Genomic DNA, 20,266 nt, shown 5'->3' with positions numbered 1-20,266 from the left:
CCTCGGCCGAGGCCGTGTAGCCGGGTCGCTTAAAGCCGGGAGTGGATACGCCGGTCACCGCGCCGTGGCCGGCGCTTCGCACGTGCCGTTCCGCGCGCGGTCGCAGTCACCCAGCCAAGCGACATGCCTTGATCATCGAGTTGCCCTCTCGCGTTGCTCAAGCCACTCGAGGTACCAGGTGCCGAAGGTGTGTCGGTTTCCCGTTGCGTCAAGATACTGCTCGAAGGGCGGGTTGACCTCGCAGTCCCGATCGCGGACTTCCCCACGGTGCAGGCCGACGACGATGAGCCAGCCGGTCAGCCCGCATCCGTTGTCGCTGATGAGGACCGCGCCCTGTCCGCGCTCCAGGTGCCAGACTTCGTCGCCGGCGTCCCCGAAGGCCTTGCGGTAGTCGTCCAGATACTGACTTCGGCTCGTCAGGGTGAACTGTCCTGAATCGCCTAACAAGCCGGCCGCCGTGCTCGCCGCCGTGGACCGGTGCCGGTCGTTGTACCGGGCATGACGATCGCGGAACGGAACTGGTGGACACTGGCGCGGGTGCGCTTCCTGGAGGAAGTCGACGTCGGGGCGGTGCATCCACGGCGCCGGCGAGTCTTCCGGCACGGGGAAGAGGAGGTGATGGTCCAGTGGGGCCTCGCCGGACGCCGGGTGGACCGGGGCACCTGGTGGACCAGCACCGACGTCAACGGCGCGTACATCGTGATGGCCCCCTCGGTCGAGGTCCTCGAAGTACTGGACGAGCAGCCGCCCACCAGCTGGTGAACCGGCGGTCGCCGCAAATCCTCCCGGCCGTCCCGGGAGCGCTTTGCGGCGAGGTTCCGTGCGGTGGTGCGTCGGCGAGGCGGGCGGCGGATTCCGGTGCGGCAGGCGCGCCGAGAGCACCCGGGGCACTCGCGTTCGGGTTTGCCGAGGCCGTTCTCGCCGGCCGGCCGTGCCGCTCTTCACCGCGGGCGCGCAGCCGCACTCCTGGGATGCGCGCCCGCGCGAACTACGGAACGCTGAGCATGCAGACCAGGAGGCTGTCTTTCCTGGGCCGTCACCGCCGACGGGATTGCGACGCTCCGTTGCCGCCGGTTACGGGACGAGCCCCCGTAGCCGGCGGCAGCCCGGCTTCCGCCCGGGCTGCGGCCGCCGCCCGCTCCGGACGGTGACGGTCGGAGCGGGTCCGACCGACCGGCGGCGGGTCAGAACTGCCAGGCGGGGGCGTCGGCGATGGCCAGCAGGGCGGCCTCGTCCAGGCCCGCGTCCGGCTGCTCCGCCCACTGTTGGAGCGTCACCGTCCGGCCGTCGGCGCGCTGGAGGCGGATGTACTGGGAGGTGCGGCCGCTCTGCGGGAGCGTGAGTGTCACGGCCTCGCCGCGCGCGCCGGAGGGCAGCTCGACCAGGTGGCAGGAGGTCCGCGGAGCGGCATCCTGCGGGCTGGGAACGCCGGGGCGCGCAGTGACCTTGGGCAGGGCGATGGTGGCGCAGAGCGGGACCTTCGGCGCGTCGGCGGTGCGGTCGGCGCCGCCGATGACGTCCACCGGGCCGGCCGGGGACTGCCAGGCGACCCGGAAGGTGCGGCCCGGGATGTCGCCGGCGCGCACGGTCTTGGCGCCGTCCGGGAGCAGGGAGGCCAGGGTGGTTCCCAGGCGGTCGCTGGTCCAGTCGGTGGCGCGGCCGCTGCCGGGGCCGAAGGAGTCCGGGCGCAGCGGTTCGGCGCTCGCGCCTGCCGCGCCGGCCAGGGTGAGCGGGCCGGTCAGCGGGTCGGCGGCCGCCACCGGGTTGCCCGGGGTGCTGGGGGCGGGGGTGGTGACGCCGGGCAGGTTCGCCACCAGGGCGGCCAGGGCGGCGGTGACGGCGACCGTGGCGCCGGCGCGGACGGCCAGGCGGGTGCCGCGGCGGCGGCGTCCGGCCGCGACCGCCGCGTCCACCGTGCCGGGGCGCAGTGTCGGTTCGGCGCCGAGGCCGGCCGCGAGGAGGGTGCGCAGTTCGTCCTGCGGGTCGAGGGCGTCGTGGTGGGTCACAGCGTTTCCTTCAGGGGGGTCGGGGCGGTGGTCAGTTCGTCGAAGGGGTCGGTGTCGCCGAGCAGGGTGCGCAGTTTGGTGAGTGCGCGGGCGGTGTTGCTCTTGACGGTTCCGGTGGTGCAGCCGAGGGCCTTGGCGGTGTTCGCGATGTCCAGGTCGGCCCAGTACCGCAGGACGACCACGGCCCGTTGACGAGGTGGCAGGGCGGCGAGCGCGGTGCGGACCTGGATGCCGAGCGAGGGGTCGGTGCCCGGGCCGGGCCGGTCGGACATCGCGGGTGTCGGGTCCTCCCGTCGCCAGCGTCGCCGGGTGTGGTCGATGCAGGTGCGGGTCAGCACGCGGTGGGCGTAGGCCTCCACGTTGGCGATCCGGTGCCGTCTGCCCCAGACCGTGTACATCTTGGTCAGTGCGGTCTGCGTGATGTCCTCGGCGTGGTGCCAGTCGCCGCACATCAGGTACGCGGTCCGCCGCAGGTGCGGCAACCGGTCCTCGGCAAAGCCGCGGAACTCCTCCAGGTCTGCGCTACGCACAGGGTGTGTCCTCCGTTCGTCTCTGCCCACTCCGACGGAGCGCACCCGGTACCGGGATGTCACGGGTGACGGGAAAAGTTCGCCGTCGCGGGGCGGGAACCCCTCCGGGCTTCTGATCACTGGATGCCGTCCTCCTCCGCCGCCGGCCGTTCCGTTAATTCCTCGACAGAGGCGGTGAGCTGCCCCGAGATTCGTGGAGCCGCCCGAGACGAGGGGACACCTGTGCGAGGAACTCGCTGGTTCGGCAGGCGTGGGCGAGGGCCACGGACGGCTGGACGGTGGCCGGGCTCCGTGCTGTGCCGTGCCGGGCGCCCGAGGGCCGTTCCCGGCCCTGCGCGCCCGAAGGCACCGGCGGGCAAGGTGCGGCAGTTGTAGCGCGGCCGGGCCCCTTCAATCGCCCGCCAGCGTAGTAGACCCCGAAGTGTGAAGCTGGCGGCCTGACCCGGGCGGCCGTGCTCGGTGCCGTTCGCCGGCCCCTCCCGTGCGGGTCTCCGTTGCCGAGCTCGTCCCCGAGGTGCTGGCCGTCAAGCCGACACCGCTGCCCGCACCGCCTGCGCCCGCGCAGAAGCCTGGCCTGTTCAAGCGCGCCCTCGGACGTGGCTGAACCGACCGGGCTTCTGGCGACAGGTTGCAGGAGCGGGCGAGATCCGCGTCGTCATCCGCGGTCCTGGGGGTGGCGGTGAAGTACAGCCGCCGGACGGCGGGGACCTGGTCGTCGGCGTGGACCGCCGCCCACGCCTTACCCTGCGACCCAGCCGTGCGGTGCGCTTCGTCGACCACGACCAAGTCCCAGACGGTCCTCGACGCCGTGCCAGCAGGGCTCACGCTTAACTGGATCTCCGGCAGCATCGAGGGCGCCGTCAACCGCATCAAGAGGATCAAGCGGCAGCTCTACGGTCGTGCCGGCTTCGAACTGCTCCGCAAGATGATCCTTCTCCAGTAACGCTTCGCGATGTTCCCTAAGAGCTGCGCGAGAACCGGATAGTAGGAACCCCTGCCCCGGCCGGCAAATCGCCAGTGTATGCAGGTGCCCAGCCGTGGCAGGATGACCTCATGTGGATCCGAAAGGGCGATGCCGCGTAGGCGTCCCAAAGCCGTCCGTGGAGAGCGGTGGCGGCCACGGTGGCAGTATCCGGTCCTGGGGTCCCCGGTGTCTCCGCACCGGAGACGTCCGCCGGCTGCCGGGACCGGGAACACGCGCCTTCCCGGTCGAACGCATTACCATGACAAAGAAACGGGCGGGTGGGCGGCCCACCGAGTCGATCGTCGTGAGTAATTCATCCGGTCACGGGAGAAGGCTTCCATTGGGTTCTTTTCTCACCCGAACGGCCGCTCACACTCGCCTTGGAAACGATCCCGTACGGCCAATCCCGAAGCCATTTCGCTCCGTTTTCAGTTCCGGCGGTTCGGCTTCAGTGTCCGGACGAGGAGAAATCTCGCCGATCCGCGGCAGAAGGCCCAGGCAAGGACCGGGCAGTCGTCTCCGGCGTCGAGGCGGTGGCCTCGGTGGACGGTCCCGGGCGGGCGCCGTCCCGTGACCCGTGCCGCGAGGCCCGCCGGTCCTGTCCTTCCCCGCCACCGTGGAATGCACGCCGGGCTCGGCCTGGTCCGCGGGAGACCGCCGGCCGGCCCGCGACCGCCGTCACCCGTTCGCCCCCGGCGTCGGCGAGGAGGCCGACCCCGATTCCGACCGGCCGTCACGGCCCGTCGGGTGAGCGGGCCGCTCGCCGTGGAACCGGGTCACCGCCCGGTCCGCGGCCGGAGCGGCCACGGATCGCGGGCGACCGATCCGGCAGGCGTCCCGGGACGGCGCCGCGGCGCCGGAAGCACGATGTGGCCGTTCAAGAGGGACGGGGCCACGGTGTTGGGCGACCGTCCAGCCCGCGTCTCTGGGAGCCCTCGGAAAAGCGGCGACGACCGCCCCGGCGCCCGTGGTGACCGCCAGGTGGGATTCGTCGAGCCGCCACCGGACCCCCACCTCGCTGCCGACGAACCCCGCGGGCATCAGGTAGAAGTTGCCTTCGAACGACAGGAGGCCGTGGAGACCGACCCTGCGCCGAACGCAGATGCGAGCGGGGAACGGCTTGGACGGCAGGGGCAGCAGGGCCCGGGCGGGATGACCGGTCTGGCGGTACCAGCGGTCCGAGCGCTCGGTCAGTCGGTCAAGGAAGTCCTGGGCCTCGTTCAGGCCGAGGTCGCCGGCCATGCTGAACCACCAGTGGAGGACAGCGGAGCGGTGGGCACGGATGACCGGGCCGGGCGCTCCTGTCTGCGGGCGGACCGCGACGAAGGCCCCATAGTATTTGGCGATCTCGTGAAAGACGGCGGTCACCTTGCCGACCGTCGAGCAGACCGGTGGAGTGCCCTCGAACAGCCAGCGCTCGCCGGTGCCGCCGAGGCGGCGCAGCACCCGGTCCAGGGCCTCCACGCAGTGCGGGAGGTCATTGGTGGCGGTGAGGGCGGCTCGCCAGCGCCCGGAGTGCGTCAGCAAGCCCATGAGCAGGTACATCTCGTGCCCGCAGTCCCATCCGGCCGGCGGGCGTGGCAGCCGGACCCAGTCGAACTGCACCTCCTCCACGCTGCCGTGGCCGGGGCTCGCCCTCGCTCGGTGGCACGGCCCGTAACGCGGCCGCGTCACGTGTCGGCGCAGGGCACGGGTGAAGGTCGAGTAGGCCCTGGGGTAGCCCAGCTCGACGATCTCGCGGTAGAGGACGTTCGCCCGCAGGTGCGGATCGTCGTCGAGGCGTTGCTGGCAGTAGGGGATGAACGGCAGGAATTCGTCACGGGTCACCGGTCGGACCCCGATGCTCCGCTCGCCCTTGAGGTAGGCCCTGACCGTCTTGCGGTCGCGGTCCAGGCACCGGGCGATCGCCGAGATGGACCAGCCTTGGCGGCGCAAGGCGCAGACTTCTTTGTATTCCTCTGCACTGAGCATCCGGACCCCGACCTGTCTGGCTTCACCAGTGGAAAGCACCTTGAATGAGTGAGGACTGTCAGCATGGCTGAAAAATATAGCACGCAAAAGCTCCTCTCGGGGCGGAAATACGACTCGCCCCGAATATTATCTGGGCAATTTCGGAGATCACGGAAGGGAATTCACCGCCACTACCGGCGATGGGAGTCGGAATATCCAGCACAAGCCACCCCGTGCACCGTGTACCGGTGAGGAATTCCGCGAAGCATGCGGCAACCGATACCGAGTGCCGCTTGATCCGCCCGCGGGCGGGCTCCTTGGTGCAGCGGGCTGCCGGGAGTCGTACGACGGGTGGGGCGCCCGGGCAGCCGGCACTCGGCCTCACAACGGAAGCCGGCAGGAAACCGTCTTGGTGCCGTCGGGATGGAAACGGTACGTCCACGATCCGGCGATCCTCTCGATGAGAAGCAGTCCGCGCCCGCTCTCCTCGCAGGCGGTCGGCCGGTGTGGCCGGGGCGCGCTCGCGGAGCGGTCCCGGACACCGATCGACAGCCCCCTCTGGTCGGCCGCGATCGTCACCCTGAGCGGCTGCTCGCCGCCGGTGTGACGGATCGCGTTCGTCAGGAGCTCGGTGGTCAGCAATTCGGCATCGTCGGTGACATGGGCGATCTCCCAGTGATCGAGAATGGCCTGCACGGCTCGGCGCACGGACCGCACGCACTGGGTCTCCGGCCATACGAACATGGTGATGCGTCGTTCCCGCCGGTCACGCACGTCCGGGCGGGGCACGTCTGTGGAGGTCATCGTCATCCTCGGTTTCCCTCTCCTGGTGAACGCGATTCCCCTGTTTCGCGCTCCGCCGGGGGCTCCGGGCCGTCGGCGGCCCGGAGCGGGCTCACGGGTTCTTCGCCGACGGCGTCGCGGTGGCGGCCGAGGCGTCCGGTGTCCTGGGCGACCCGGACGAACGCGGGGCGATGAGCTGTCCGGCCGGGGAAACCGTGTCCCCAGCGGAATCCGGCGCGGCGTCAGTGACCAGACTGATGCCGATGTGCTGGGCGAGGCCGTCGGCGAGTGCTGCCAGAGTGGGATGGCCCGCGACGAAGTCGCCTGCGAGCCTGACCCCGAACGAGGCTTCCAGACGGGTGCGCAACTCGATGCGGAGCAGGGAGTCGAACCCGAGTGCGTTCAGCGGCGTCTGCGGATCCAGGGTGCTGCCTCCCAGGCGGAGCACGGTGCGGATGTGGTCGGCGAGGTGGTTTTCGAGGGCGGTACGACGGGCGAGACCGGCTTCCACCTCCTGCAGTTCGCGTCGGATATCGCGTGCCCCGTCCTGGCCGGCCGGCCGCGCGGAGGGTTCGCACGCCTCGGGCGTGAGGAGGGCGAACAGCGAGGACGCCCGGCCGGCCGGGGGGATCCAGGTGTCCGGCGGGCCGGGGATGACGCCGGTGCGCACGCGGCCGTGGGTAAGGAGCGCCGCGAGGGCCTGGAGCCCCTCGGAGGTGGGGATGGTCTGGTAGCCGCGGCTCGCGAAGCCGGTGGCCACCCCGGTTTCCCCCCAGGGCCCCCAGTTCACGGCCAGCGTGGGCAGGTTCAGGGTGTTGCGCCAGGTGGCGAACGCGTCGAGCCAGGCGTTGGCGGCCGAGTAGGCGCCCTGGCCCGGGTTGCCGAGCAGGGAGGCCATCGAGGAGTACAGGACGAACCAGTCGAGCGGCACTGCGGCCGTGGCCTCGTGGAGACGTCGGGCGCCAGTGACCTTGGGATGCCAGACGCGTTCGAGCTGCTCGTCGGTGATGTTGGACACTGCGGCGTCGTCGAGGACCATCGCCGCGTGGACGACACCGCGCAGCGTGCCGCCGTCGGCGGTGGCCGCTTCCACCAGTTGCTCGGCGACACCCGGCTGAGCGATGTCGCCGAGCACGACGGTGACCTCCGTCCCCTGGTCGCGCAGTTCGGCGACGACGTGCCTGGTGTCGGCGGAGGGTGGTGTGCGTCCGTTGAGGACGAGCCGGGCGGCGCCCTGGTCCGCCAGCCAGCGGGCCGTGGCGAGGCCGACCCCGCGCAGGCCCCCGGTGATGACGTAGGCGCCGTCGGCCCGCACCGGCGACGGCGCCTCGCGCAGTACGGCGGTGGTGGTGCCCTCACCGGGTACGGTCAGGACCAGCTTGCCGATGTGCCCGGCGCCGGCCATGAGGCGGAAGGCGTCGGCAGCCCGTGCGAGTGGATAGGTCCGGCACGGCAGCGGGGCGAGGGTGCCCCGGCCGAATTCGGCCATGACCTCGGCCATCAGCTCGGCGAAGGCGTCCGCGCGGTCACGCTGGAGTTCCGTCAGGTCGACCGTGCTCATGGTGATGTTGTGCCGCAGCGGCGCGAGACCGAGCGGGGTGTCGGCCAGGATGTCGCGCACGCCAAGCTCGACGAACCTGCCGAAGGGGCGCAGCGTCTCCAGTCCCGCTCTGATGGCCGGTCCGGACAGGGAGTTGAGCACCACGTCGACACCGTCTCCGTCGGTGGCGGCGCGGGTCTGCTCGACGAAGTCCAGCGAGCGGGAGTCCATGACGTGCCGCAGGCCCATCTCGCGCAGGTACCGGCGCTTGTCCTCGCTGCCTGCGGTGGCGAGCACCTCGGCCCCCAGGTGCCGGGCGACCGTGATCGCGGCCAGTCCGGTTCCGCCGGTGGCGCTGTGGATCAGGACGCGTTCGCCGCCGGTGAGTCTGGCGACGTGGCGCAGGGCGTACCAGGCGGTGAGGTAGGCGATGGGCAGCCCGGCGGCCTGCTCGGTGGACAGGCCCGCGGGGAGGGGAGCCACTGCGGTGGCGGGAAGGGTCGCGAAAGTGGCGAACAGGCCGCCCCGCACGTCGACGGCAAGGACGTCGTCGCCGGCGCGCAGGTGCCTGACTCCGGGTCCGACGGCGGTGACCACGCCGGCGGCTTCGAAGCCGATCCGGTGACCCGCTTCGTCGTCGGTGGCGAGCATGCCCATGGCGGTGAGCACGTCGCGGAAGTTCATGCCCGCGGCGTGCAGGCGCAGTTCGACCTCGCCGGGGCCCGGTGCACGTCGTGGCGTGGGGGTCAGGCGCAGGGCGTCGAGGTCACCGAGTGACCCCGCATGGAGCTGCAAGCGGTCGACGCCGTAACTCACGGTGCGGGTGACGGCGGTGGCGCGTTCGGTGTCGGACAAAGGGGCGTACGCCAGCCGGGCGACGGTCCGGGTGTCCCCGCGCAGGGCGATCTCGTCCTCCGGGGGGTCGGTGAGGAGTTCGGCCGCGAGCCGGCTGAGGTCGACGTCGGCCGGGTCGGTGTCGATGAGGGTCGCCCGCAGTTCCGGGTGTTCGTGCGTCAGGACTCGCACCAGTCCGCGCAGAGCGCTCTGGGCAGGGTCGGCGGGTTGTCCCGGTTCCGGGTCGTGGGCGGAGCGGGTGACAGCGAACAGGCGGGTGGGGGCACTGCGCGAGATCGCGCTCTGTGCGACGGCGAGCAGGCGCCGGGTACGGCGCAGTGCCGTCGTGTCGGCGTCGTCCACCGGAGCGGACGGCGCGCACAGGAAAACCACGGAGCACGGTCCGGACGAGGGGTTCCAGGTCCGGGCGAGGGCCTGCTTGAGAGGCTGGAGGGCGGTGCCGTCGAGAGGAACGTCGAAAACGGCGGTGCCTGTTCCGGCGAGCTGGAGCGCGTCCGCGAGTACGTGGGCGGATCCGTCCGCCTCACCGATGATGAGCCAGGATCCGGGGCGTGCCGGCTCGGTGGTGCGCCCGCGCGGGACGGGCTGCCAGGACGTCTCGAGGAACCACCGGTCGACGGTTTCATCGGCCCGCGCGCCGTGGCGCACGAAGCGCAGTGCCTCGATCTCGACGAGCGGGTTTCCTGCCCTGTCCAGCAGCCGCACGTCTCCGACGATGCTGTCCGCGGTGGTGTGGGTGAGCCGGGCGTGCGCGTAGTGGGCGTTCTCGGGAGCCGCGAGGATGCGTACGGCGTGCATCCCGACGGGCAGCACCAGGCCGTGGCCCGGTTCGTGGAGCAGGCCGGCGACGACGAGTTGGGCGCACAGGTCCAGGAGAACCGGGTGGATCCGTAGGCCGTGGGGGGCGGTCCCGGCCGGGTCCGGCACCGTCACACGCGCCCAGAAGCCGTCCGCCCGGTCGTTGGCGCGCAGTTCGGTGATACCGCTGAAGGCGGGGCCGTGCTCCAGACCCCGGGCGCGCAGGCTCGCGTACAGGGCCTGCGGATCCAGGACGACGGGGTGGTCGGCGGTCAGTGCGGCCACGGAGGCCGTCGGTGTCGGGGGGGAGGTGTCCAGCTGGCGCAGGACCGCGGTGGCCTGCCGGACCCAGGTGCCGCCCTCGTTCCGGCCGAAGACCTCGCAGTCCGCGCGGTCGGCGCTGGTGAGGGTCACGGTCGCGCCGACCGGTGTGTGGGCGTCGAGTCGCATCAGTTCGTGGAAGCGGATGTCCACCGCTTCGACGCCGTGCGCGGCGCCGGGGAAGACCTCGGCGCCCGCGGTCAGGGCCAGGGCGCAGTAGGCGGCGCCGGGCAGGACCGGTTGGCCGTGGACGCGGTGGTCGGCCATCCAGGGCAGGGCGGCGGTGCCGGTGTCGGCATGCCAGGTGTGGCGGGGTCGGTCGCCGGGCACCTCCGTGTGCGTTCCGGGCAGCGGTGCGGGGGTGCTCTCAGCCTGCCGGGAAACCGCCCGCGTCGGCGTGGTGTCGGTCCAGTGGGGCCGGCGGTCGAAGGTCAGCGCGGGTACGTCGGCCAGGCGACCTCCGGCGTGGAGGCGGGACCAGTCGACGCCGACTCCCGCACAGTGCAGGGCAGCGAGCTGGGTGAGGAAGGTGGTGGGTTCGTCCTCCCTCTTGCGCAGTGTCGGCAGGACCACGGGATCGTGGAGGAGGCCGCCCAGGGTCTGGGCGAGGGGGTGGGTGACCACGGGGTGGGGCGAGACCTCGAGGTAGACCTGGTGGCGGTCGGCGGCGGCTGCGGCCACGGCAGCGCTGAAACGCACCGGTCTGCGCAGGTTGGCGCACCAGTAGGCGGCGTCGAAGAGCGGGGTGTCACGGGTGTCGTCCAGGACGGTGGTGTAGAAGGGAACAGCCGGCTGGCTGGGGGTGAGGTCGGCGAGCGCGGTGGCGAGGTCCGCGAGCAGCGGCTCGACCTGGGGGCAGTGCGATGCGACGTCGACGTCGATCGGGTGCGCCGCGATCCCACGGGCCTGCCAGGCGGCGGTCAGGTGCCGAACGGCGGCCGTTGTGCCGGCTATCACGGTGGAATCGGACGCCGCGACGACGGCCACCGACACCGTGTCGGCGTCGAGGGCGGCGAGCTCGTTCTCGACGGTTGCGCTGTCGAGGCCCACGCTCGCCATGGCGCCGGCTCCGGCGATCCGGGTGAGGAGAGCCGAGCGCCGGCAGATGACGCGGACGCCGTCGGCCAGGCTCAGTGCCCCGGTGGTGACGGCGGCCGCGACTTCGCCCATGGAGTGACCGATGACGGCAGCCGGTTCGACACCGTGGTCGCGCCAGGCGGCGGCCAGGGCGACCTGCAGGGCGAACAGTGCGGGTTGCACGCGGCCGCAGCCGCTGACGTGCTCCCGGTCGCGGACGGCGCGCAGGACGGAGAAGCCGGTCTCAGCGGTGATCAGCTCATCGGCCTCGGCCAGGGCCCGGGCGAAGGCCGGCTCGTGCCGGAGCAGGCTGTGCCCCATGCCCCGCCACTGCGAGCCCTGACCGGAGAACACCCAGACGGGGCGGCGGCTGACGCCCGCGCCGACGTGACCGCGCACGACGCCCGGGTGGGCCCGACCGGCTTCGAAGGAACGCAGGGCGTGGATCACGTCACTGCGGGAATCGGCCACCACGCCGAGCCGGCCGTGCCCCGGGGAACGGCGCAGGGCGAGGGTGTGGGCCACGTCCCGCAGAGGGGTGGTGCTGCCCTCGGTCTCCAGCCAGTGAGCCAGGCGCGCGGCGGCGGTGGGAAGAGCGTTCTGCGAGCCGGCGGCCAGGAGGAAGACGTGGGGTGCGGTGGTTCGCTCCGCTGGTGACGGTCCGTCCGCGACGCTGTCGGCCGTGGCGGGGCAGGCGCCGGCGGCGGGGCCTGCGGGGAGAACGGCGGCGGCGCGGCGGACGGCGGAGGCCTGTTCGAGGATCACGTGGGCGTTGGTCCCGGAGAATCCGAAGGAGGACACTGCGGCCAGTCGCGAGATCGTCCGGGTGGGCCAGGCCGCCAGGTCGGTGGGGACGAACAGGCGGGTGCCCTCGGCGCTGATGGCCGGATTCCACCGGGTGAAGTGCAGATTGGGCGGGACGAGCCCGCGCTGGAGGCAGAGCACCGCCTTGATCAAGCCGATGACGCCGGCGGCCGGTTCCAGGTGGCCCAGGTTCGTCTTCACCGAGCCCAGCGCACAGCGTCCCTGTCCCACGCCGTAGACCGCGGCCAGGCTGGAGAACTCGACGGGATCTCCGACGGGGGTCCCGGTGCCGTGCGTCTCCACCAGGCCCACGTCGCGCGGGTCGGTCCCGGCTCGCGCGAGGGCCTGGTGGTAGAGGGCCTGCTGGGCTACGACGGATGGCGAGGCGAGGACGTCGGAGCGGCCGTCCTGGTTGACTGCGGAGCCGCGCACCAGGGCGAGGATGCGATCGTCGTCCCTCAGCGCGTCGTCCAGGCGTTTGAGGACGACGACGCCGCAGCCTTCGCCGCGTACGAAGCCGTCCGCGGCTGCGTCGAAGGTCCGGCAGCGGCCGGTGGGCGAGAGCATCCCCATGCGGGCGAAGGACATCGTCGTCCGGGCGCCGAGCATGAGGGTGACGCCACCGGCCAGCGCGAGGTCGCACTCCTGGTTCCGCAGGGCCTGACAGGCCAGGTGGATGGCCACGAGAGAGGACGAGCACGCGGTGTCCAGTGCCACGCAGGGGCCCTGTAGTCCCAGCAGGTAGGAGATGCGCCCCGGGGCGACGCAGTGCCCGTTCGTCAGGATCGCGCCCTCCAGCTCTTGGGGCTGGCCCGCGAGGGATTCCATGTAGTCGGTGTAGCTCAAGCCCGAGAACAGCCCCGTCCGGGTTCCCGCCAGCCGCTCCGGGGGCAGTCCGGCGTGTTCGAGCGCCTCCCAGGTCACTTCGAGCAGCAGCCGGTGCTGGGGGTCCAGGACGTCGGCCTCCTTGCCGGAGACTCCGAAGAAGTCGGCGTCAAAACCGGCGACGTCGCCCAGGAACCCTCCCTGCAGCGGTATCGGCCCGGCTGCTGGAGGCGAGCCCGGGGTCATGCGCTCCGCACGGCTCGTCGGTGGTGCGCCGACCGCGTCCTGGCCGGCTTCGAGCAGCCGCCACAGCGCGGCGGGCGAGTCGATGTCGTGGGGAAGGCGGCATCCCATGCCGATGACGGCGATGTGCGCGTCAGCGGTGGTCGGGTTCTCTGCGTGGCCCATCACTGGTCTCCTGTGCTAACGGGATGGAAGCACTCGTCGTCCCGGCTCTGCGGTCGGTGGCGTGGGGGTCAGCCGGCGTCCGAACTGCCCAGCAGGATCGCGCTCTTGACGCCTCCGATCTGGTAGTTGAGGGTGAGCGCGTAGTCGAACTCGATGAGCCGGGTGTGGACGCCGGGGACGGGGTCGAAGCAGACGTTGTCGGCCGGCTCCTCGCAGTTCGCGGTGGGGCACACCTCGCCCTGTTCCAACATCAGGAGGGTCAGCGCGACACCCAGAGCGCCCGCCGGGGCGCCGTTGTGGCCGAAGCAGGCTTCCTGGGAGGTCATGAGGAGGTCGGCGACGCCGTCTCCGTAGAGCTGCTTGGCCGCGTTCGCCTCGAAAGCGGTCACGACGACGTCGCCGTCGCTTCCGCCGTGGATGTAGGGAATCTGGCCGACGTCCCACCGGTCGCCGAGGCACTTGCGCACGGCGGCGACCAGCGAGGCGCCGTTCTCGTCGCTCGCGAGGGGATTGGACAGGCCGTCGCGGGTCATACCGTGTGACAGGACCTGGCCATAGGTGTACGCCCCGCGCTGCTCGGCGCGGCTGCGGCTTTCCAGCACCAGGGTCACCGAGCCCTCTCCGTGGTTCACGCAGTCGGCCCGCCGGTCGTACGGCCGCATGACCCGGTCGAAGGCCGGAAGCAGTTCGGGCATGCCGTCCACGCGGATGGAGTCGTAGGCGCGCTGGGCTCCGTGCAGCAGGCGTTGAACGTTCTGGATCACGTCCACGCCGAAGACGTCGACGCCGGTGACGACGGCGAGGTCGATGTCACCGTCGGCGATCATGCGGCGGGCGTTGCCGATCTGGACGGCGGAGGACGCGCAGCCGCACGAGACGGTGAAGCAGGGGCCGGTCGTGCGCATCAGCGCCCCCTGGACCAGTGCCACGTCGGAAGGGGTGAGCCCCTGCTGAGCCCGGACGAACAGCTCCATCGCCTCGTGCGGGGCGGTGGTGCGCGCGTCGGCGTGCAGGACTTCGAGGTAGCTGGCGACGTTGGCGTCGATGCCGCCACGCCCGACCAGGACGGCCGCGTCGCTCAGATCACCTCCTCGGATGCTCAGTTGAGCGTCCGCACAGGCTTCCACGAGGGACACCAGACCGTAGCGGTGGGCGTTGGTGTAGTGCTTGGAGAAGATGCCCGGCAGGTCCGGCAGGCGCTCGGCGAACGCCGCGTCCGGTAGGTCGACGGAGCCGTAGTACACGCCGTGGTGCTTCAGGCACGAGCGGCCGTTGGCGGCCACGTCCCAGACCTCGCCCACGGTGAACAGCGGCCCCTCGTCGCCCGGCAGGCAGAACCCCATGCCGGTGACCATCGTGTCCCGGGCACCGCGGTCCCCTCGCGGGCGGGCGGGGTAACGCCCGCTCACGACGCACACCCGGGAGTGCGGGACGAACGCTCTTTCCGTACCGGTGCGGGAAGGCTGCTGATCATGGCTCACCTCGGGGTGTGGGGATGGGTGTGGCATCGGGCAGCGCTTGCAGCGGTGTGCTCGCCCGATGTCGGAGTCGGGGGCCGGGGGGGACGGCGGTGGGAGGCTACTCGGCGATGGCGGTCCGGTACGACCACTGGTAGACGGGCATCAGCACGCCGCCGACATCCTTGAAGTCCTGCGTGAGAGCGAAGTGCTCATAACCGTTCCAGCGGGGAATCTTCAACCGATCCTCCGCGCTTCCGGATTCCACTTCATGGATCTCAGGAATATCACTCGGACCGCCCCTGAGGAAGACAAGAAGAGAATAGGACGTGACACTCACCTTACCCGCGGACGACTCATCGGAAACCAGAGCGGGACATTAGGCAACCTGACGGTCGCGCACACCCTGAATACCCACACACGGACCGACTAACCCCTCACATCCAAACAATGCACGCATCGCCCTAGCGGCACTCCCCCACCTCACAACACGGACCACCTGCACGCCAGAAGGCCGTGATTATATCCAAATAGAGCACATCCAAGAATCATCAGTCGACAATAAATACGAACACTTCCAAACGCTTGCGATATTACCCCTCAAGGCACAAAGTTGCAGTTCAGAGCCGTGCCACGAGCCAGTAGTCGGCAGACTGGCCCTCGACCGACGGATAGCCTCGACGCCCCACTCCGACTAGATCTTGCAATCCGCCCTCACGCACCCGTGAGGGTTACTTCCGGTGCTCACTTAAAGTACCCAGAGGCAAGACCTCTGACCTTATCCGACCTGTCGAAAGAGGCGCCGAAGAGATTGCACGCCCCGCGACCCACAAATGCCCCACGTTCAGCAAATACCCTATTGCCACCGGATGGCGCCCGAATCTACCGTGAGGAAAACGTCCCGCCGACGAGACCAAGAGGATCTTGTCCGGCGGCCGGAAGTCGGAAAAGAGGAATCCTATGTCCCCGATTCTCCTCGCACTCGTCCCCTCGCAGGGTCCGACGACCGGAGGCAACCCCGTCCTCCTGGTCGGCACCGGATTGACCGGGGCCACCGCGGTCCTGTTCGGCACCACCCCCGCGCTCAGCTTCACCGTCCAGTTCGACGGCGCCATCACGGCGGTCGCCCCGCCCGGGACCGGCACCGTGCCGGTCAAGGTGGTCACGCCGGCCGGCACCAGCAACACCCTCAGCTACACCTACCAGCTGCCGGCCCCGCCGACCATCCTCGCGCTCGTGCCTCCGATCGGCCTGGCCGTGGGTGGCCTGCCCGTCCTCATCGTGGGGCACGGCCTGTCCGGCGCGACGGCGGTCCTGTTCGGTACCACCCCCGCCACGAACTTCACCGTGCTGGGCGACGGCGCCATCCTGGCCGTCTCCCCGCCCGGAACCGGCACCGTCCCCGTCACGGTGATCACGCCGGCCGGCACCAGCAACGGCGCCTCCTACACCTACCTGTAGGACGGGGGCCGAACCGCCGCCGTCCGTAGGGGGGATGCGGCGGGGAAACAGTGAGCTCCGGCAGCAGAAGCTGCCGGAGCTCACTGTTCGTCGGGCAGGACCTGCGGGACACCTCGTCCGCGCGGTTCCGAACGCCGTGGCCGTCCACCCAGTACTGCAACCGCAGTCATGGGGGGCGGCCTCGGCGTTCGTCATGGCTGTGGCGTGTGCGGGCCTGACTGCGGCGGCACCAGTACGACCGACGCGGATGATGGGCCGCGGTGAGGTGGCGAGGGTGGAGGAGCAGGCCGATGAGGCGGCGGACGGGGACGGACAGCGGTACCGGGCCGTTACGGCCGGGTCTGGAGCGCCCTTTGCCAGCTTGTGTGCCCGGATGGCGGTCCGGCAGGAGAGGACGGCCACGGAAGCGGAGGCGCCGGGACGGGCAACGGTGCTGCTCGTGCCTTCGTGCGGAAAGGGGAAAGCGGCCGGTCGAAGCGCCGACCGCCTTCGGTGCGCCCCGGTGCCGGGCGCCCGTGTCACCGGCTGACGACGGTGATCGTTCCGGCGTCGCCTTCTCGGCGCTGTGCGGCCAGGGCTTCCTGGTAGGTGACGTACTGGCGAACGGTGCCGTCAGGCAGGATCAGCTGGTAGACGACGGTTTGCGGTGATCCTCCGCCGCAGTTGCAGGCCATGGTTCAGTGTCCTTTCCGGATGCTGGGGTTCGGGCTTCTGGAGAGGGGGCGTTGGTCAGTCCAGCCATCGTGAGGCCACGCCCGCCAGGTAGGAGACGCTGAGCGCGGTCGCCGGTATCCGGAACCACGGGCTGCCCTCCAGGCACGCGCCACAGCCAACCGCGACCGCAGACACCCAGACGCTCGAACACCAGCCGCAAGTGATCAGATAGGCGGCCTTGGACTCCTCGCCGAAGCGATCGGCGACCCAGATCCTGAGACCGCCCGCGAGGGTGTCCTTGGTCAGGAAGCGGGTGATGCGGCAGGTGGCGCCGAGCGCGAGAAGGAACATGGTCAAGCTCATGGGGACAACTCCACTGGCCAGGGACGCGGCAGTACGGTTGCGGGCGTCGCGGCGGGTACGGTGGCTTCGCCGCCAGGCCCTCAGCACGTCCGTCCCCCCGCCGTGCGAGGGCGGGGGGACGGACCTTCGGGGTCGGCCGCTCGTCTGCGGACGACGAGGTCAGGCCTCACCCGGCTCGGCCACCAGTACCGGTCCGCGATCCACGTCCCGGGCCCGGACCGGTCCGGTCACTACAGCGGCCGGCAGGGCAGCAGGGTGCCGGTCGACTGCAGCGGCGTGCCGCCGACGGTGGCGGTCGCGGTGAAGGCGCCGGATTGGACCTGAAGCAGGTTCAGGTCGGTGGTGAGGATCGCGATCCCGGACGCGTCCGTCACCGCCGAGCCCACCGGTTGTCCGGCGACGAGGAAGTTCACCGTCACGCCGGCGGCCGCAGGAGTGAGCTGGGCCTTCAGTGTGGCGGTGAAGGGGTACGGCTGCCCGTGCGAGGGGGTCGCCGGCGCGTGCTCCCAGTGGCCCTGCCAGCAGGACGGCAGCGCCTGCAGGCTCACGGCGGGGCCGCCTACGCCGACGGTGATCGGGACGGGAAGCGAGACGACGTTGGTGCAGGTGCAGGTGGTGCCGGCCGCGGTGACGGTGGCGGTCAGCGACACCGGCCCGGCGGTGGGGAAGGTCATCGACCCACTGGCGATGCCGAGTGCGTTGGTCGTGACGGTCACCGGGGCAGCCCCGCCGCCGTTGAACGTGACCGCCGCACCCGCAACGGGCACGCCATTGCACAGCACCACCGCGGACACGACGGTGGGCTGGCCGACGACCACCGGGGCCACCGGGGGCAGCAGGAACACCTGACAGGTCGCCGGCGGGGTCACCGTGACGGTGACCGGAAGCGAGACGACGTTGGTGCAGGTGCAGGTGGTGCCGGCCGCGGTGACGGTGGCGGTCAGCGACACCGGCCCGGCGGTGGGGAAGGTCATCGACCCACTGGCGATGCCGAGTGCGTTGGTCGTGACGGTCACCGGGGCAGCCCCGCCGCCGTTGAACGTGACCGCCGCACCCGCAACGGGCACGCCATTGCACAGCACCACCGCGGACACGACGGTGGGCTGGCCGACGACCACCGGGGCCACCGGGGGCAGCAGGAACACCTGACAGGTCGCCGGCGGGGTCACCGTGACGGTGACCGGAAGCGAGACGACGTTGGTGCAGGTGCAGGTGGTGCCGGCCGCGGTGACGGTGGCGGTCAGCGACACCGGCCCGGCGGTGGGGAAGGTCATCGACCCACTGGCGATGCCGAGTGCGTTGGTCGTGACGGTCACCGGGGCAGCCCCGCCGCCGTTGAACGTGACCGCCGCACCCGCAACGGGCACGCCATTGCACAGCACCACCGCGGACACGACGGTGGGCTGGCCGACGACCACCGGGGCCACCGGGGGCAGCAGGAACACCTGACAGGTCGCCGGCGGGGTCACCGTGACGGTGACCGGAAGCGAGACGACGTTGGTGCAGGTGCAGGTGGTGCCGGCCGCGGTGACGGTGGCGGTCAGCGACACCGGCCCGGCGGTGGGGAAGGTCATCGACCCACTGGCGATGCCGAGTGCGTTGGTCGTGACGGTCACCGGGGCAGCCCCGTCACCGTTGAACGTGACCGCCGCACCCGCAACGGGCACGCCATTGCACAGCACCACCGCGGACACGACGGTGGGCTGGCCGACGACCACCGGGCCGACCACCGGCTGGATGACGACCACCGAACAGGCCAGCGGCGCCGGCACGGTGACGGTGATCGGCGCGAAGGTGCAGGCCGCACAGGTGCCGGCGGCGGGGGTGAAGCTGACCCCCACCAGCTGACCGGCCGTCAGCGCCAGTCCCAGACTGGCCGGACCGACCACGCCGTTGACCACCGGGGCGGTGACTGTGCCCCCGCCCGGCAGGGTGTAGGTCAGGGTGCCGTTGACGGAAGTCAGGCCGGCGCTGCAGGTCAGGGTGGTCTGGGCGGTCACGAGGCCGCCGACGCCGATCGACAGCGTCGTGGAGATGGTCCCGGCCGGCGCCGCGTTGACGGTGACCGTGCCGCTGTCTGTCCCGACCACCGCGGCGACGGCATTCAGGTAGGTCACCAGGACCAGCTGCGCGCCGGAGCCGACAGCCGTGAACGTCGCCGGTCCGGCGGCGCCGGCGACCACCGGCAGCGACTGCGGGGCGGCGCCGTCATAGAAGAAGACAGCGGTGACGGCCCCCACGGGCGCGCCGGTGGCCGTGGCGGTGAAGGCGGAACACGCCGCCACGGGGGTGGGAACGATGGTTACTGCCATGTGAGCAGCCCCTTGAGTGAGTCGGGAGTGGGGCTGCCCGAACACGGCCGCGCCAGATGGTACGGCCGACGAATTCCACCTGTCAGGGTGCCCGTGCATGGGGACGGTGACCCGTCAAGCGATCACCACCCCGACGCCCCGACAGGGGAATGGGCACCCCACAGTCGGTCACCGCCATTACAACCAGACCGGCCGGCCAAGGCCATACCCTCCCGGTCGAATAACCCGTATGAACCAACGGTCTGAACACCACCACACCCAACAGTCGCTCAGACCACGGGACTTGCACCGCACGGGGCGCACTGCAGGACTCCGCACGCCCCCGTTCCCACCCATCTGACCGCCTGCCGGAGCGGTACGCCGGCAGTTGCCGGCGGGGGCGAGCGGCGATCAACCCGGCCATGTACTTTAGCGCCCGCCCTCACGGCTCCGATCTGGTGAAACGCGACGCAAAGCGGGCATGCAACCCCGCCGGGGCCGCCTCCCACTCCTCGACCCGCCCCACCCAGAGCTCGGTCACCCGGCCCGGTCACATCATGATCAAGTGCGGTTGCGGTATGAGGGTGCGAGCCATGCCCTCCGCAGGCTGCGCAGCATGACTGGACGAGGGCGAATGGGCGGATGCTGGTGTTGTCCATCGGCGACGACTGGGCCGAAGAGCACACGTTGTCGAGTGCAGGAGGGGACAGGTCGTGAGCTCGCAACGGCTCGCCTGCCGGGTGGAGTTGAGGGCATCGCGAAACTGCACGCCATTGGGTCCCGGCACGGCGGCGAGGACCCCGAACCCGGGCAGGTGACGAAAGGATCGAGACCGACCGCGAACCGCGGGTGCAGGCGCTGATGGATGCCGATTGAAGGGCACATGAGCGACCGGACAGGTTCTAGATCGTCGATGGCTGGGTGCAGGTGCAAACCGCTGCCCGTCAACGTCACCACCGACCCCGATGCCGGCACAAGCGAAGCGATCACTGAATTGGTGTGATCGACCATGCGTCAAACGTGAAGTGCGCCTGCGGCAGGGACCGCCTGGGCCCCCTCAGGGTGATCGCTGTCATCTCCCCGGCGCTGAAGGCCCCAGGCACGACGACGGCCGTCGTCCCGATGCCCATGCCGAACGCGAGGACCACGGACACACGAGCATCGAACCGGAGCGCAGGC

Annotated in this window: 13 protein-coding genes and 1 pseudogene; 2 read left to right on the top strand and 12 right to left on the bottom strand. The window is 70.9% G+C overall.

All coding sequences use genetic code 11. The features are described 5' to 3' along the window. Positions 1-132: 132 nt before the first annotated feature. The gene (locus tag BOQ63_RS06350) at positions 133-603 is read right to left on the bottom strand and encodes a hypothetical protein (protein ID WP_143174648.1); all 471 of its coding nucleotides are present in this window, start codon (positions 601-603) and stop codon (positions 133-135) included. A 15-nt stretch (positions 604-618) separates the two neighbouring features. Between BOQ63_RS06350 and BOQ63_RS06345 the strand changes: the two genes are divergently transcribed. Beyond that, complete coding sequence (locus tag BOQ63_RS06345; protein ID WP_167395663.1) at positions 619-762, top strand: hypothetical protein; 144 nt, start codon at positions 619-621, stop codon at positions 760-762. 422 nt (positions 763-1,184) lie between these two features. On the opposite strand, the gene BOQ63_RS06340 is transcribed toward BOQ63_RS06345, so the two are convergent. The 8 genes and pseudogenes from BOQ63_RS06340 to BOQ63_RS06305 all read right to left on the bottom strand — a co-directional run bounded on the left by BOQ63_RS06340 (position 1,185) and on the right by BOQ63_RS06305 (position 14,658). Then, positions 1,185-2,006, bottom strand: a complete 822-nt coding sequence (locus tag BOQ63_RS06340) for a hypothetical protein (protein WP_150476322.1) — start codon at positions 2,004-2,006, stop codon at positions 1,185-1,187. Then, complete coding sequence (locus BOQ63_RS06335) at positions 2,003-2,536, bottom strand: SigE family RNA polymerase sigma factor (protein ID WP_072653642.1); 534 nt, start codon at positions 2,534-2,536, stop codon at positions 2,003-2,005. The genes BOQ63_RS06340 and BOQ63_RS06335 overlap by 4 nt, the downstream gene beginning before the upstream one ends. Positions 2,537-3,187: 651 nt before the next feature. Further along, a pseudogene (locus BOQ63_RS06330) lies at positions 3,188-3,328 on the bottom strand (DEAD/DEAH box helicase family protein); the annotation flags it as partial. 850 nt (positions 3,329-4,178) lie between these two features. After that, on the bottom strand, positions 4,179-5,435 hold the full coding sequence (locus BOQ63_RS06325) for a Mu transposase domain-containing protein (RefSeq protein ID WP_050366126.1): 1,257 nt from the start codon (positions 5,433-5,435) through the stop codon (positions 4,179-4,181). A 396-nt stretch (positions 5,436-5,831) separates the two neighbouring features. Then, positions 5,832-6,260 carry an ATP-binding protein gene (locus BOQ63_RS06320; RefSeq protein WP_050366125.1) on the bottom strand — a complete coding sequence of 143 codons (429 nt, stop codon included), beginning with the start codon at positions 6,258-6,260 and terminating at the stop codon, positions 5,832-5,834. Between the two features lie 85 nt (positions 6,261-6,345). Next, entirely contained in the window at positions 6,346-12,861 is a 6,516-nt protein-coding gene (locus BOQ63_RS06315) for a type I polyketide synthase (protein WP_072653641.1), read from the bottom strand. A 68-nt stretch (positions 12,862-12,929) separates the two neighbouring features. After that, positions 12,930-14,204: a beta-ketoacyl synthase N-terminal-like domain-containing protein gene (locus BOQ63_RS06310; RefSeq protein WP_232543344.1), complete on the bottom strand. Its 1,275-nt coding sequence runs from the start codon at positions 14,202-14,204 to the stop codon at positions 12,930-12,932. 235 nt (positions 14,205-14,439) lie between these two features. Further along, positions 14,440-14,658 carry a DUF5988 family protein gene (locus BOQ63_RS06305; RefSeq protein ID WP_030554638.1) on the bottom strand — a complete coding sequence of 73 codons (219 nt, stop codon included), beginning with the start codon at positions 14,656-14,658 and terminating at the stop codon, positions 14,440-14,442. 620 nt (positions 14,659-15,278) lie between these two features. Here BOQ63_RS06305 and BOQ63_RS06300 point away from each other — a divergent pair. Continuing rightward, positions 15,279-15,779 (top strand): IPT/TIG domain-containing protein, encoded by a 501-nt coding sequence (locus BOQ63_RS06300; RefSeq protein ID WP_063737934.1) that lies wholly within the window; start codon positions 15,279-15,281, stop codon positions 15,777-15,779. A gap of 518 nt (positions 15,780-16,297) precedes the next feature. Here BOQ63_RS06300 and BOQ63_RS06295 read toward each other — a convergent pair. The 3 genes from BOQ63_RS06295 to BOQ63_RS06285 all read right to left on the bottom strand — a co-directional run bounded on the left by BOQ63_RS06295 (position 16,298) and on the right by BOQ63_RS06285 (position 19,108). Then, entirely contained in the window at positions 16,298-16,453 is a 156-nt protein-coding gene (locus BOQ63_RS06295) for a DUF7196 family protein (RefSeq protein WP_167344966.1), read from the bottom strand. Positions 16,454-16,508: 55 nt separating this feature from the next. Next, complete coding sequence (locus tag BOQ63_RS06290) at positions 16,509-16,796, bottom strand: hypothetical protein (RefSeq protein WP_072653638.1); 288 nt, start codon at positions 16,794-16,796, stop codon at positions 16,509-16,511. Positions 16,797-17,026: 230 nt separating this feature from the next. Further along, a complete protein-coding gene (locus tag BOQ63_RS06285; protein WP_191093633.1) occupies positions 17,027-19,108 on the bottom strand; it encodes a hypothetical protein in 2,082 nt (693 codons plus the stop codon). Positions 19,109-20,266: the final 1,158 nt, after the last annotated feature.

It is taken from the genome of Streptomyces viridifaciens (genome assembly GCF_001888885.2).
Lineage (GTDB): Bacteria > Actinomycetota > Actinomycetes > Streptomycetales > Streptomycetaceae > Kitasatospora > Kitasatospora aureofaciens.
The sequence above is the reverse complement of the archived record's forward strand: the minus strand, read 5'-3'. Positions and strand labels throughout refer to the sequence as shown.